A 13,212-nucleotide genomic window follows, 5' to 3' on the forward strand; every position below is an offset into this window, starting at 1 on the left:
ATGGGGCCAATGTGGTAGGTGTTACGTCCCTGAGTCATGCCTCAGCGCCCCGCTTTCCTTAGGAAAACAGGGCTCTATATGCCGGAGTTCTGCTCAGCGGTTTTCACGATTCGGTGCGGGGGAGACCGAGAACCCCCAGTGCTGGAGGCTACTTCGGGCGCTTCTCGCAGCCGACGCCGTCGCCATCACGGTCTAAGTGCGGTCCGTAGCCAGCGTCGCCGCGGCGGATCGGGCCACCCAAGTCGTTCCACACTGCGCGGCAGTTGGGGTACGTCTTGGTAGCCGGGGCAGGACGGGGAGCCGGTGCGGGTGCTGGAGCCGGGGCAGGACGGGGAGCCGGTGCGGGTGCGGGGGCAGGACGCGGAGCCGGTGCCGGTGCAGGCTTCGATACCGGGTGGCACGGGATGAGATTCGGTGCCGGGTTCGGGATGAAGCCCTGCTGCATTGCCCAGCATGCTCCGCCGCCCGCTGCGGCAACGAAGGCGAGGGAGCCGACGACTATACCCACGATTTTCAGCGTAGACGGATCGTCTTCCTGTGGTTTGGACTGCGCTTTGGCAGGCACCGTCATCGTGGTTGTGGGTTCCGCTGCGTGAGCGGTGGGCACAGTCAGTGCCCCGGCGGCGACCGCGACGGCGGCGGTGGTAGCTACGAGAGTCTTCTTCATGCACACAAGTATCACACAGCCTAATCCCAGCCGCGCCTAAGCCCCGACGAAGCGGCGGATTAGGGAGCGGTACGCCCGCACGGTCAGGTCCACGTCCTCCACGGAGACGGATTCGTCGTGGCTGTGCAGCTGGCCCAGCACGGAACCCAGCGTCTCCTCGCGGGCGTGCAGGGCGAACCCGTATCCGACGCCGCCCTTCCGACGGGCAAAGCGCAGGTCCGACCCGCCGGCCGCGATCGTGGGCACGACTGGCACGCCGGGGAAGAACTCGTCGAAGGTCTGGCAGATGGCATCAAAAAGCGGGCCGGAGGTGGGGGAGACGGTCCCGTCTTCTGTGATGAGGTGGGTGATCTCTACCTCGTCGGCGAGCTCGCCCAAGGCAGAACGCAACAACGAGTCGATCTCCTCCTGCGTCTGTCCGGGCAGGGGGCGGATGTCCAGTTCCAGCCACGCCTCGGACGGCAGGACGTTGATGCCGTTGCCTGCGCGTAACACGGTCGGGGAGATGGTCAGGTGGCTCATAGCGTGGGAGTAGCTCTCCAGCTGGCCGAACGCCTCGTAGCCTTCTCCACGCATCAGCGCCGTCTCGGTCGCGGGGTCGAATTTCCAGGCGCGGACGTAGCCCTCCCAGATCTCGTCGGCACGCACCTCAGGTTCAATGGCGGCGACGCGCCGGGCCACCTCGGCGATCTTCGCCACCGCCAGGTCGCGGCCATAAGGCGCGGAGCCGTGGCCGGCGTCGCCGTGGACGGTCAAGCGCCGCTGGCCGGCGCCCTTCTCGCCGACGACGACCGCCAGCGCGTCGGAGCCGTCGACAGCGGGAATGTGCGATCCGCCCTCCTCGGACAGGCAGTTCTTCCAGTAGAACTTCCCGTGTTCGGCCAACCATTTCGCGCCGAGCCCGCCGCGGGCCTCCTCGTCGGCGCAGCCTACGAAGGTCAGGGTGCCGCGCGGCCTCTCCGCGCGAGCCACGTCGCGCACGCACGCCGCCATCGCTGCGGTGATGTAGAGCATGTCGGTGGCGCCCCGGCCGTAGACGCGCCCGTCGATGATTTGGCCCCCGAACGGGTCGGTGGTCCACTTGTCCTCGTCCACGGGCACGACGTCGGTGTGGCCGAGGAGTGTCAGCGGCTCCGCAGCGGGGTCTGTGCCCTCCACAGTGAAGCTGATGGACACGCGTCCAGGGTGCGGCTCATAGCGTTCCAAACTGACGTCGGTACCTGCGAAGAAAGTCTCCAACGTGTCGGCGTTTCTTTCCTCCTGGCCAGAATCTGCCGAAAAATAGTTGACGCATGCATTCCGTATGAGAGTCTGCAATAGTCCCAGGGTGTCATCGGTTAGGCTCATAGTAGAAAAGCCTAACGTCCAAAGTATTTGGAGAGCTCAGGATGAACTACGACCTGCCTGGCCGCCGGTCTGACAGCACGGACCCGCGCGCCCTTCGTACTCGCAATGCACTTGTCCAGGCAGTGCTTCGCCTCCTCAACGACCATGATGTGGCCGACCTCAATGTTTCGCAGATTGTGAAAGAAGCCGGCGTGAGCCGCCAGGTGTTCTACCAGCACTTCGCCGACCGCGACGCGCTCATCCTCGCTACCGCAGCAGACTGGGTGCTGGCCGCCTACGAGCGCTTCGCGGAGCGTTTCGCGATCGACCATAACTTCGAGGCGTCAGTCGTCGAACTGGTCAGCGTCGTCGACGGAAAGAACGAAGCCGCCGTGCGCCTGATCGATTCCCCGGTGCACACCGTGTTCGACAATGAGGTGCAGCGCGTCATGCAGGACACGATGCGCGAGCAGCTGCTTCCGCGCTCGAGGGAGTGGGGGGATGCGGACGCCGAGCTCATCGCCGACATGTCCCGCGTCTACGTCGCCGGCATCCAGCGCCTCATTGAGCAGTGCCTCCGCGAGGGCTGCACCGCGGAGGAGATCGGCCGTCGCGCCGAAGCTGTGCGCCGTGTGCTCATTCGTGAGTAGCCTGGCTGCATGTGTGAGGTACCGGAGGTCGTCGCAAAGCTGAAAGCCCTCTACGAGAAGTCGTGCGAAATCGCGCGCTCGGGGGATTTCGACCGCTACGGGGAGGTGCGGTACCCCAAACTCACGGTGGAGGTGGAGCGGTGGCGGCCGATCGACCGCTCTGAGCCCTTCGGCTACGTCGACGAGGCCGGCACCTACTCCGCAGTCATCTCGCGCCCGGACCTCATGGAGCCGTACCTGACGGCCCAGCTTGAGGCGCTGACCTCCAACTATCCATGTTCGGTGGAGGTCGGGTACTCGGATGTGGCGATCCCGCCCGCCTACATCAAGGGCATGCCGCCTATCGACGAAACCGCGAACCTGCCGCGCCCCACCCTGGATGAGGTGCACGACGCGATTGTCGACGGCCACTGGGACGCCTTCAACGGAGCCGAGAAACCGCTGTTCCACTTCGGGCCGCAGCGCTTCGACCTCGCGCTGGCAAGGTTAGAGCACTACACCGGCATCGAAGCCGACTCACTGCAGCGCTTCATCCTGTTCACGAACTACGCCATGCACGTGACCGAGTTTGTGAAGTTCGGGCTGCGCGAGCTGTCTCATCCTGACTCGCGCTACACGCGCCTGGTACTGCCGAGCGGGGAGACCGTGTCCGACACCGTGGCGCTGGAGGACCTGGAGCTGGAGTCGAAATTCCAGATGCCGCGCTACGACCTGGTCACCGAAAACGGCGACGGCATCACCATGATCAACATCGGTGTCGGACCGTCGAACGCGAAGACCATCACCGACTCGCTTGCGGTGCTGCGGCCTGAGGCGTGGATCATGATCGGCCACTGCGCCGGCCTGGACGCCCGCATGCGCATCGGTGATCTGATTTTGGGCAACGCGTACGAGCGCCACGACCACGTGCTCGACGACTACCTGCGCCGCGAACTGCCCATTCCCGCCGTGCCGGAGATCCAGCGCACGCTGGAAAAGGCGGTGTCCAAGGTCTACGGATCGGACGCGTCTCTCATGCGCACCGGCACAGTGTTGAGCACCGGCGATCGGAACTGGGAGTGGAAGGACCCGCGCGACCTGTGGGAATGGCTGCGCGGCTCCACCGCGGCGGCCGTGGACATGGAGTCGTGCACCATCGCCGCGAACGGGTACCGCTACCGCGTGCCCTACGGCACCCTGCTGGCGGTGTCCGACCTGCCGCTGCACGCCGTGCCGAAGCTGCCCGCCGGCGCCCAGGCGTTCTACTCCAACTCGAAGGAAGCGCACGTCATGTGCGCCGTCCGGGCCGTGGAGAAGCTCGCGCGGCATCCGGAGCGGCTGCGCACGCGCAAACTGCGCCGCGCGATCGGCGAGGTGCCGTTTAGGTAGGGCCTACCAGCGGGATTCGTCGAGGATCTTCTCGCGCTTCGCCACCACCGTCGCCACCACGGACTGGCCGGTGACGTTGACTGCGGTGCGGCCCATGTCCACGATCGGGTCCACCGCCAGCAGCAGGCCCACGCCGGCGAGCGGCAGGCCCAGGGTGGACAGGGTCAGGGTGAGCATGACGGTTGCGCCGGTGGTGCCGGCGGTGGCCGCGGACCCCAGCACGGACACGATCACGATGAGCACGTAGTCCGAGATGGACAGGTCGATGCCGTAGAACTGCGCCACGAACAGGGCGGCGATGGCGGGGTAGATGGAGGCGCAGCCGTCCATCTTCGTGGTTGCGCCGAGCGGGATGGCGAAGGATGCGTACTCGCTGGGCACGCCCATAGCTTCCTCGGTGGTGCGCTGGGTCACCGGCATCACGCCCATGGACGAGCGGGTGGCGAAGCCCAGCGTGGTCACGGGCCACACGCGGCGGAAGAACTCCAGCACTGGGATGCGGTGCGCGGCCAAAACAGCGGGGTAGAGGGCGAAGATCACCAGCGCCAGGCCGATGTAGATGGCCAGCACGAACTTGCCCAGCGAGCCGAGCGCGTCCCAGCCGTAGGACGCCACCGCGTTGCCGATCAGGGCGGCGGTGCCGATCGGGGCGAGGCGGATGATCCACCACAGCACCTCCTGGACCACCTTGAGCAGGGAGCCGGAGAACTCGATGAACGGCTCGGCGGCCTTGCCCACGCGCACCGCGGCGATGCCGAGCAGCAGCGAGACCACCAGGATCTGCAGGACGTTGAACTTCACGGACTCGCCGGACACACCCAGGCCGAGGATGTTGGAGGGCACCACGGAGTTCAAAAAGCCCATCCACGAGCCTGTCGACGTCGGCTCCGCCGCCGTGCCCGCATCCACCGAGGTGTTCGCGCCGGGCTTGATCACCAGGCCGACGAGGATGCCGATGACCACGGAGAAGAACGCGGTAATGGCGAACCACACCAGGGTCTGCACGGCCAGGCGCGCGGCGTTGGTGACCTGGCGCAGGTTGGCAATGGAAGTGACCACCGCGGTGAACACCAGCGGCGGGACCAGCAGTTTCAGTAGCTGGACGTAGGTTGATCCGACCCAGTCCAGGGTGTCGGCCAGCGGCTGGACGTCCACGGCGATGAAGCCGAGGATGAGGCCGATGATCAGGCCGTAGATAACTTGTGCGCCGAAGCTAGTTGCCCACTTAGGCACGAGCGGCTCCTTCTAGACAGAATTGTTCATTTATGTGATAAAGACGTGGATAAACTACTCCTTCAGTCCGAAAATGTAAACCACACAAATAGACAACACGGTCTGTTCCGGGCCCAGGGGATAGACTCCCCAGACGATGGACCCCCACTTCGACGACCCCGCAATCGCCATGGCGCACCGCTCCGCCGTGCGCTCCATCGAGCGGGTCGTCACCGAAACTACCGCGCCCACTCCGAACGCCAAAGCGAAAATCCTCGACCAACTAGGAAACCCAAAAACCCTGGTCATCACCGGCGCGGGCATCTCCACCGATTCGGGGATTCCCGATTACCGCAGCAAAAACGGCCGCCTGACCAAGTCCCGCCCGATGACGTTCCAGGAGTTCGCGCACTCGCCGACCCAGGTGCACCGCTACTGGGCCCGCGCGTTCGTGGGTATGCGCTACATGCGCCAGGCCCGCCCCAACCGCGCGCACTTTGCCCTCGTTGAGCTGGAGAAGGCGGGGCTGATCCGCGGCATCATCACCCAAAACGTCGACGGGCTGCATACTCAGGCGGGCTCCAACAACGTCATCGCGCTGCACGGGGACATGGAGCACGTCGTCTGCCTCGACTGCACAACGCTGCACGAGCGCTCGCTTATCGACGCCCTGCTCACCGCCGCCAACCCCACCTACTTCGACTCGGTCGAGGTGGAGGGCTCCATGCTTAACCCGGACGGCGATGTGGAGCTCAAGCCCGGAGACGTTCAGCGTTTCCGCATGATCGCCTGCCCGAACTGCGGCAGCCACAGGCTCAAGCCGCATGTGGTGTACTTCGGAGAGGGGGTGCCGAGGCAACGTCGAAAAGCTGCGGATGCTTGGTTGGAGGAATCCACAGGCGTGATCGCGATCGGCACCTCCTTGGCGGTGATGAGCGGCTACAAGTTCATCCTCGACGCGAAAAAGCAGGGCAAACCCACCGCCGTGATCAATGGTGGGCCGGGCCGCGCCGACGCGAAAGTAGACACGCTGTGGAGAGTCGACATCGCCGACGCGCTCGACGACATCCTGGATGGGCTCGACCTGTGATCGGCCGTTTTCCAGCCTGCTTTATGCTCTGGTACTCGCTACGCTCAGGGCACGCGCACCCGTCTATTCGCCGCTGACCCGGCGCCCGTTCAACTCCACCTGCTACGGCGAGGTAGGCGACCTCACCGCCACTGTGCTGACGGTGCTGTCAGTGCTGCAGGCCCTCTTCAAGTTCGTCGAGCCGCAGCTGCAACAGTTCCGCCACCTTGTCTAGGGCGTCCATGGTGTCGTCGTAGCTGCCGTCCTCGCTGCGAGCGCCGATGGCTACCCCGTAGCCGTCGAACCAGCCGAACTGGCGGGTGTGCCAGGACCCGTCGGTCTCGTCGTCGGACCAGCCTCCCTTGAACGGCACGGTCTCTAGCGTGCCCAGCCCGTAGGACTGGTCTTCGGCGATGTGGTGCATCTCCATGATCACCGGGTCGTCCTCGTCTTGCTGGCTGAGGTAGAACGCGTAGCGCGCCTGCCCGGGAAACGACCAGCTGGTGGTGCCGAAGGCGCCTTCCACCTGCACCTTGGAGCCGGACTTGGCAATCTCGTCGCGGACCTTCTCCCCGGCTTCTTTGTCGCTGCCCATGCAGTCCCACAGGGTGCGCGCGGAGTCGTTGTCGGACCACTTGATCGAGGCTTCGGTGAGTTCCTCGACGTACTCTTCGCCGTAGTCGCAGTGCTCCACCGCGGCGCGGGCGATGGGGATCTTGATGGTGGACCAGGCCGGTAGTGCGTAGAGGGATCCTGTTTGCGTCATCTCGGAGCCGTCGAAAAGCGCGATGCCCACCTCAGTGCCCGTCTCCTTCTCAATTGCTGCCACTGCATCCTCCAGCCCCTCGAAGGGGTCGGGCGCGGGTTGGGTGGTCACCTCAGTGTGCAGCGGCTCGGGCTCCTGGGCGGCGCAACCGGCCAGGAGCAGCACGCAAGCCCAAGCGGCGCGCTTCATCTACGCCTCCGCCACCTTCAGCGGCTCGTGCAGCACGTAGTCCAGCGCCACCGCGCGGGCGATGTCGCGCACAACCTCGCGGTGGGTGGGGATCAGGCGCAGCTCCGGGCGGCAGTTCGCCTCCGAGCGAACGGTGCGGGCGAACGGGGCGGCAGCCAGCGGGTCGTCGATAAACGCGCTGCCCGCCACCACCACCGTCGCGGGGGAGTAGGTACTGCACAGCCCCGCCACCAGCGAACCTAGGCCCCGCGCGCGGCGGTCCAGCGCGTAGCGGGTGTCCTCGCGCGAGTCGGTCACCGCGTCTTTGAGCGTGCGGATATCCTCCTCGCCGATGGCGTCGATCAGGCCCCGGGTGGTCAGCTCGCCCTGTTCCACCTCGATCGGCTCCACGCCGTCCGGGTGGGAGATGGCGCAGGCGATGGAGTCGTCAGCGAACAGCGCCATCACCGACGGGATGTTCAGCGAGGCGGTGGAGTGCATCTCCGAGCCGACAATCGCGCTGGAGATGGAGGAAACCTCCACCGGCACCGAGAACTGCTCGCGCAGCTGGTCGCCGATGTCCACGCCGTCCCAGCCCAGGTTCGGCGCGAAGACCTTGCCGCCTTTGCGCACCGTGCCGGAGGTGGTCACGCCCACGGCGCGGATGGGGCGCTCCAGCTTGGTGGTCATCTGGTTCAGCTCCGCCATCATGGACTGGATGAAGTCGTCCTCGCTGACGTTCTTCACCGTGATCTCCATGTCGCGGCACAGCAGCGTGCGGCCCTTCAGGTCGAACAGGGCCACGTAGGTGGATTCGGTGCCCACCGACACGCCCGCGTGCACGCCGGGGGTGTCCGCCAGCTCCAGCGGGATGGTGGGGCGGCCGCGCCCCTTGGACTGGGTCAGGTCGTTGCGCTCGGTGACGTAACCTGCGTCCACCAGCGCGGAGATCGCGCGTGTGACGGTTGGCTGCGACAGGCCGGTTGCTTTCACAAGATCGCTTCTCGACGTCGTCTCGTGCAGCCGAATAAGGTGCAGACACTTAGCTGCTGGCGTTCGCGGGCGTGAGAAGGGCATATGAATATATTTACCTGGCCCCTGACGTAATTGTCCATTTGGCCAGCTCCGATACAATCGCTCGGCATGACCAACGAAAGCTGGCGCGAGCCGTCCTTATTGGACGCCACTTGTGAGGACTTCGTCTACGACCTCGCCGAGATCAGCCCCACCCTTGCCACCCAGATCGGCATCGACGGCCACGACGGGGAGCTGCAGGACTTTTCCCCGGACTACTGGGGGCGCCTGGCCGACAGGATGCGCGACCTTGTCGCGGACGTGGACGCGCTCAACGACTCCACGGACGCCTCCGACGACGAGGACGACTTCGACGACGTGGACAACCTCACCGCCGCGATCCTGCGCGACCGAATGAGCGCGGAGCTGGAGTTCCACCACCGCGGCGAGCTGTTGTGCCGGCTGAACAACATCGACTCGCCGGTGCAGACCATCCGCGACTCCTTCGCCCTGATGCCGAAGGTGACAGAGGAGGACTTCGACAACATCGCCTCGCGCATGTCGCGGATTCCGAGTGCGTTGGCGGGCTACCGCGAGTCTCTGAGCGAAGCGGCGTCGACAGGCGATGTTGCTTCCCACCGCCAGATCGACGCAGTGATCAACCAGTGCGAGCTTTTGGGCGACACCGAATCCCAGCTGGACCACTTGGGCCTGCCGCCCGATTCGCATGTGGTGGGGCACGCCAAGGAGGCATTCCTGGAGATGGCGGACTGGCTGTCCACAGAGCTGTCGCCGCAGGCATCCCACAACGATGGCGTGGGCCGCGAGCGGTACCAGCTGTTCGCCGAGTTTTTCCACGGCCGCGAGGTGGACTTAGACACCAGCTACGACTGGGCACAGGAGGAACTGGCGAAGACCGTGGAGGAGCAGCGCGCCATCGCGCACGAGCTCTACGGAGACATCTCCGTGGCAGGTGCCTACCGCAACCTGAACCAGGACGAGCGCTACATCCTCCGCGGCACGGACGCGCTGATTGCGTGGATGTCCGAGCTCAACGACAAAGCCGCCGACGCCTTCCACGTGCCCGAGGGCTTGCACACGGTGGAGTGCGGCATCGACCGCGCCGGCTCCGGCGGCATCTTCTACACCCCGCCCAGCGACGACATGATCCGCCCCGGCACCATGTGGTGGTCTGTGCCGGAAGGCCAGGAGACGTTCCATACCTGGCAGGAGATGTCCACCGTCTTCCACGAGGGCGTGCCGGGCCACCACCTGCAGCACGGCTACGCCTTGCTCAACCGCAGCGAACTGAATCTGTGGCGCCGCTCCGTGTGCTGGAACTCCGCCCACGGCGAGGGCTGGGCGCTCTACGCCGAGCACCTCATGGAGGACCACGGCTTCTTCGAGGACCCCGGCTACCGCATGGGCCTGCTTGACTCCAGGCGCCTGCGCCTCGCCCGCGTGATGGTGGACATCGGCGTCCACCTGGGCAAGTGCACCCCGGAGGGCACCGGCACCTGGAACGCCCAATACGCGAAGGCCTTCCTGCGCGACAACACCGCGATGCCGGAGGCGAACCTGGCCTTCGAGCTGGACCGCTACATGGGCTGGCCAGGCCAGGCGCCGTCGTACGCGCTGGGCTACAAGGACTGGGTGGATCTGCGCCGCCAGGCAATGGCCCAGGGGATGACGGAGCACGAGTTCCACGTCAAGGCGCTGAAGCTCGGCTCCATGCCCATGGACATGCTCACGAACGAGGTGCTCCACCACTAAGGATCTTGGGCAGCCACCCGGCGATGAGGATCACCATGATCAGCCGGATCACCTGCAGCGCCACCACGGCCGGGCTGGTTGCCAGCACCAGCACCGTCTCCAGCGCGCCGGGGCTGGTGGCCAGGTAGCCCTCGTAGAAACTCAGGCCCAGCCACTTGGACATCAGCCACCCCATGCCGGCGCACGCGAGCATCAGCCCGGCGATGTAGGCCAGCGTGGCGGGCAGCAGGCGGGAGAACCGGCGCAGCGCGGGCACGGACAGCCCGCCACCGCACATCCAGCCGATGGCCAAAAAGCCCACGATGGAAAGCAGCTGGGGCGGCACGATGGTCACGTCTATAAGCGCGCCCACCAGCACCGTTAGCGCCATCGGGCCGAAGACTGAGGGGTTGGGAAACCGCAGCAGCTTGCCCGCGAACAACCCGCAGACGATCAGCGCCGGGACCAGCAGCCACATCCACCAGTAGGGCTCGAGTTCGGTCTGGGTGGCGGGAGAAAACTGCGAGGCGACCAGCGGCAGCGACACGGACACGATGAGCAGGCGCAGGTACTGGCTGAGGCTGACGTAGCGGATGTCCGCGCCCACGTCGCGCGCGATCGCCGGCATCAGCGACGCCCCGCCGGGCAAAAGTGACAGCACGCCCGTTTCCCGTGAAACGCCGTGGTTGGCCAAAACCAAACCACCGGCAAAGCCCATGGCAATCACCACCGCGCCCGCAACCACGCCCGGCAGCAGGTAGGGCAGCGGGTTCATCCCCACCAGCGGCAGCGCCGCAAACACACCGACGGTGCCGCGGGCGAAGGTGAGCAGGTGCTCGTTGACGGGCAGGTCGTCCTGCGTCACCAGCGCCACCGATCCGGCCCCCAGAATCCCGGCGAGGATCCACGCTGCTGGGACCCCCAGATACGAAAACAGCAGCCCGAGCGCCGCCGACAACGGAGCAGCCACAAGCCAACGGTTCATGTGGGGCATAGTAGTCCCGTGATCGTTTTCCTCCTCGCCGCGTCCGCGTTCGCCGGTTGGATCGACGCCGTGATCGGCGGCGGCGGTCTCGTGCTCATCCCGGTGCTGATGTCGGCCACGTCCATGCCGGCAGCGTCTGTGCTGGCCACGAACAAGGTCGCCGCAATCTCGGGCACCGCGTCCGCCGCCGCCACCCTCGTGCGCCGCGTTGGGGTCCCCAGGGTGACCTGGGTCTACGCGTTTATCGCGGGTGTGATGGCTGCGCTCGGCGCCAGGGCGGTTTCGCTTATCGACGACTCCGTGGCCACCCCAATCATCCTCGTCCTGCTTATCGGAGTGGGCGTCTTTGTGGCGCTGAACCCGAAGTTCGGGCAGGAGGGCGCCGGCATCTTTTCCGGCAAACGTCTCGTCCTCGCCGCGCTCGCTGTGGCGCTGATCGGTGGCTACGACGGCGTGTTCGGCCCCGGCACCGGCATGTTCCTCATCATGGCGTTTACTGCCGTGTTCACCCAGGGCTTTGTGCGTTCGGCGGCGATGGCGAAGGTGATCAACACCGCAACGAACCTGGGCGCGTTGTTGGTGTTCGGGCTCGGCGGCTTCATCAACTGGAAGCTCGCCCTCGCCCTTGCCGCGGCCAACGTGGCGGGCGCGCAGCTGGGGGCGCGCACGGTGCTCAAGGGCGGGTCCACGCTGGTGCGCGTGGCGCTCCTTGGGCTCGTCGTCACGCTATGTGCGAAGTTGGGCTGGGACCTACTCCAACACCAGTGACCCGTTCACCAGCCCGACCACTGCGATCACTGCCGCGACCAGCACCACCGCGACAACGACCTTTTCGAAGGCGTTGAAGAGTGTGTCGCCGTGCTTGCGGCGCGTCCAGATGTAGGGGACCAGGCCCGGCACCACGGCGAGCGCGCCGAGCAGCACGTACACCGGGTCCGCGGCGTAGATCAGCCAGAGTGAGTACACGGAGCCGATCAGGCCCACGATAAGGTGCCTGCGGTTGTCGCGGCGGGGCACTTCTGGCCCGGAGTCGTCGAAACGCGTGCCGGCGTGCGGGTGGGTCAGCCCCTTGCCTCTGATGGTTAAGAGCACCAGGTAGATGGAGGAGAAGATGTACGGCAGCAGGTACATGATGGTGGCCAGCTGCACCATGGCGTTGTAGGACGCCGAGGAGAGGAAGAACACCACCACGAAGAACTGGATCGCCAGCGTGGACAGCAGCTGCGCGCGTACTGGGGAACCGTTGGAATTGTGGCTGCCCATGGAGCGGGGCAAAAGGCCGTCGAGAGCCATGAGCACGATCGGCTCGGCGCACAGCATCTGCCACGACACATACGCGCCCAGCACCGACAGGCACAGACCGATGGAGATCAGGGCGCCGCCCCACGGGCCCACCACCTGCTCGAGCACCGCACCCATGGAATTGTCCGGCAGCGCCGCCAGCTCTTCCTGGCTGAGCACGCCGTAGGAGAGGGTGGACACCGCCACCAGGAGGCCCAAAACGGACAGGAAGCCGATGATGGTGGCCTTGCCCACGTCGCTACGCACACGCGCCTGCTTCGAGTACACCGAGGCGCCCTCGATGCCGATGAAGACCCAGACGGTGTAGAGCATGATGCCCTTGAGCTGGTCAGTGAAGGGGATATGTGAACCCCAGAAATCCATGGTGAAGCGGTCCCAGGAGAAGCCGAGGAACGCCACCAGCACAATGAAGGCGAGGATGGGCAGCAGTTTTGCCACGGTCGTCACCGCATTCATCACTGCCGCCTGCCTCAAGCCGCGTGTCAGGCCGTAGAAGATCAGCCAGCTCATTGCACTCACTGAGAGGGCCAGCACCCAGCGGTTGGAGAAGGCCGGGAAGTAGTAACCGAGTGTGTTAAAGAACAGTGTGGCGTAACCCACCTGGGCCATCACGGAGCCGAGCCAGTAGCCCATGCCGGAGGTAAACCCGATGAAATCGCCCAGCCCCGCCCGCACGTAGGAATAGACGCCGGAGTCCAGGTGCGGCTTCCTCACCGCGAGGATTTGGAAAACGAAGGCGATGGAAAGCATTCCCACGCCCGCGATAGCCCAGCCGGTGAGCATGGCGCCCGGGCTGGCTACTGAACCAATGTTTTGGGGCAGCGCGAAAATGCCGGACCCGATGGTGGATCCGATAATGAGTGAGACCAAGGTCCACACGGAAACAGTGCGCTTTGACATGGCGAGTAAGACTACATCAGGACTTGTCTACTA

The 13,212-nt window shown here is 65.5% G+C and carries 12 protein-coding genes; 5 read left to right on the forward strand and 7 right to left on the reverse strand.

Annotation, left to right across the window (positions count from 1 at the left end):
- Positions 1-148: 148 nt before the first annotated feature.
- Both CIHUM_RS00255 and CIHUM_RS00260 read right to left on the reverse strand, forming a co-directional pair.
- Positions 149-667, reverse strand: a complete 519-nt coding sequence (locus CIHUM_RS00255; protein ID WP_074431953.1) for an excalibur calcium-binding domain-containing protein — start codon at positions 665-667, stop codon at positions 149-151.
- Positions 668-703: 36 nt separating this feature from the next.
- Positions 704-2,014: a M20/M25/M40 family metallo-hydrolase gene (locus tag CIHUM_RS00260; RefSeq protein ID WP_034996789.1), complete on the reverse strand. Its 1,311-nt coding sequence runs from the start codon at positions 2,012-2,014 to the stop codon at positions 704-706.
- Positions 2,015-2,055: 41 nt separating this feature from the next.
- Here CIHUM_RS00260 and CIHUM_RS00265 point away from each other — a divergent pair, with 41 nt between their 5' ends.
- Together CIHUM_RS00265 and amn are read left to right on the forward strand one after the other, a co-directional pair.
- The gene (locus tag CIHUM_RS00265) at positions 2,056-2,643 is read left to right on the forward strand and encodes a TetR/AcrR family transcriptional regulator (RefSeq protein WP_081634351.1); all 588 of its coding nucleotides are present in this window, start codon (positions 2,056-2,058) and stop codon (positions 2,641-2,643) included.
- 9 nt (positions 2,644-2,652) lie between these two features.
- Positions 2,653-4,011: an AMP nucleosidase gene (gene amn / locus CIHUM_RS00270; RefSeq protein WP_034996791.1), complete on the forward strand. Its 1,359-nt coding sequence runs from the start codon at positions 2,653-2,655 to the stop codon at positions 4,009-4,011.
- A gap of 3 nt (positions 4,012-4,014) precedes the next feature.
- On the opposite strand, the gene CIHUM_RS00275 is transcribed toward amn, so the two are convergent.
- Positions 4,015-5,244 (reverse strand): dicarboxylate/amino acid:cation symporter, encoded by a 1,230-nt coding sequence (locus CIHUM_RS00275; RefSeq protein ID WP_034996801.1) that lies wholly within the window; start codon positions 5,242-5,244, stop codon positions 4,015-4,017.
- Between the two features lie 136 nt (positions 5,245-5,380).
- Between CIHUM_RS00275 and CIHUM_RS00280 the strand changes: the two genes are divergently transcribed.
- Positions 5,381-6,313 carry a Sir2 family NAD-dependent protein deacetylase gene (locus CIHUM_RS00280; protein ID WP_034996804.1) on the forward strand — a complete coding sequence of 311 codons (933 nt, stop codon included), beginning with the start codon at positions 5,381-5,383 and terminating at the stop codon, positions 6,311-6,313.
- Between the two features lie 148 nt (positions 6,314-6,461).
- Here the strand turns inward: CIHUM_RS00280 and CIHUM_RS00285 are convergent, their stop codons facing one another.
- Entirely contained in the window at positions 6,462-7,247 is a 786-nt protein-coding gene (locus CIHUM_RS00285) for a serine hydrolase (RefSeq protein WP_051106205.1), read from the reverse strand.
- Positions 7,248-8,303 (reverse strand): ROK family transcriptional regulator, encoded by a 1,056-nt coding sequence (locus CIHUM_RS00290; protein WP_034996805.1) that lies wholly within the window; start codon positions 8,301-8,303, stop codon positions 7,248-7,250. It lies immediately after the preceding gene.
- Positions 8,304-8,369: 66 nt separating this feature from the next.
- Here CIHUM_RS00290 and CIHUM_RS00295 point away from each other — a divergent pair, with 66 nt between their 5' ends.
- A complete protein-coding gene (locus CIHUM_RS00295; protein ID WP_034996806.1) occupies positions 8,370-10,013 on the forward strand; it encodes a DUF885 domain-containing protein in 1,644 nt (547 codons plus the stop codon).
- Here CIHUM_RS00295 and CIHUM_RS00300 read toward each other — a convergent pair.
- Positions 9,988-10,977, reverse strand: coding sequence for an AbrB family transcriptional regulator (locus CIHUM_RS00300; RefSeq protein ID WP_074431954.1), 990 nt, complete (start codon positions 10,975-10,977; stop codon positions 9,988-9,990). The two genes, CIHUM_RS00295 and CIHUM_RS00300, sit on opposite strands and share 26 nt — an antisense overlap.
- 18 nt (positions 10,978-10,995) lie before the next feature.
- On the opposite strand from CIHUM_RS00300, the gene CIHUM_RS00305 reads away from it, so the two are divergent.
- Positions 10,996-11,745, forward strand: a complete 750-nt coding sequence (locus CIHUM_RS00305) for a TSUP family transporter (RefSeq protein WP_034996809.1) — start codon at positions 10,996-10,998, stop codon at positions 11,743-11,745.
- Here the strand turns inward: CIHUM_RS00305 and CIHUM_RS00310 are convergent.
- The gene (locus CIHUM_RS00310) at positions 11,728-13,179 is read right to left on the reverse strand and encodes an amino acid permease (protein ID WP_034996811.1); all 1,452 of its coding nucleotides are present in this window, start codon (positions 13,177-13,179) and stop codon (positions 11,728-11,730) included. The two genes, CIHUM_RS00305 and CIHUM_RS00310, sit on opposite strands and share 18 nt — an antisense overlap.
- Between the last annotated feature and the right edge of the window lie 33 nt (positions 13,180-13,212).

It is taken from the genome of Corynebacterium ihumii, from assembly GCF_028609825.1.
In the GTDB taxonomy this organism is placed as follows: domain Bacteria; phylum Actinomycetota; class Actinomycetes; order Mycobacteriales; family Mycobacteriaceae; genus Corynebacterium; species Corynebacterium afermentans.

Excerpts from the sequence above, each read along its gene's own strand:
- CIHUM_RS00255 (WP_074431953.1), bottom strand. The coding sequence starts at position 667 with ATGAAGAAGACTCTCGTAGCTACCACCGCCGCCGTCGCGGTCGCCGCC.
- CIHUM_RS00300 (WP_074431954.1), bottom strand. The coding sequence starts at position 10,977 with ATGAACCGTTGGCTTGTGGCTGCTCCGTTGTCGGCGGCGCTCGGGCTG.
- CIHUM_RS00290 (WP_034996805.1), bottom strand. The coding sequence starts at position 8,303 with ATGCCCTTCTCACGCCCGCGAACGCCAGCAGCTAAGTGTCTGCACCTT.
- CIHUM_RS00260 (WP_034996789.1), bottom strand. The coding sequence starts at position 2,014 with ATGAGCCTAACCGATGACACCCTGGGACTATTGCAGACTCTCATACGG.
- CIHUM_RS00265 (WP_081634351.1), top strand. The coding sequence starts at position 2,056 with ATGAACTACGACCTGCCTGGCCGCCGGTCTGACAGCACGGACCCGCGC.
- CIHUM_RS00280 (WP_034996804.1), top strand. The coding sequence starts at position 5,381 with ATGGACCCCCACTTCGACGACCCCGCAATCGCCATGGCGCACCGCTCC.
- CIHUM_RS00310 (WP_034996811.1), bottom strand. The coding sequence starts at position 13,179 with ATGTCAAAGCGCACTGTTTCCGTGTGGACCTTGGTCTCACTCATTATC.
- CIHUM_RS00285 (WP_051106205.1), bottom strand. The coding sequence starts at position 7,247 with ATGAAGCGCGCCGCTTGGGCTTGCGTGCTGCTCCTGGCCGGTTGCGCC.
- CIHUM_RS00295 (WP_034996806.1), top strand. The coding sequence starts at position 8,370 with ATGACCAACGAAAGCTGGCGCGAGCCGTCCTTATTGGACGCCACTTGT.
- amn (WP_034996791.1), top strand. The coding sequence starts at position 2,653 with ATGTGTGAGGTACCGGAGGTCGTCGCAAAGCTGAAAGCCCTCTACGAG.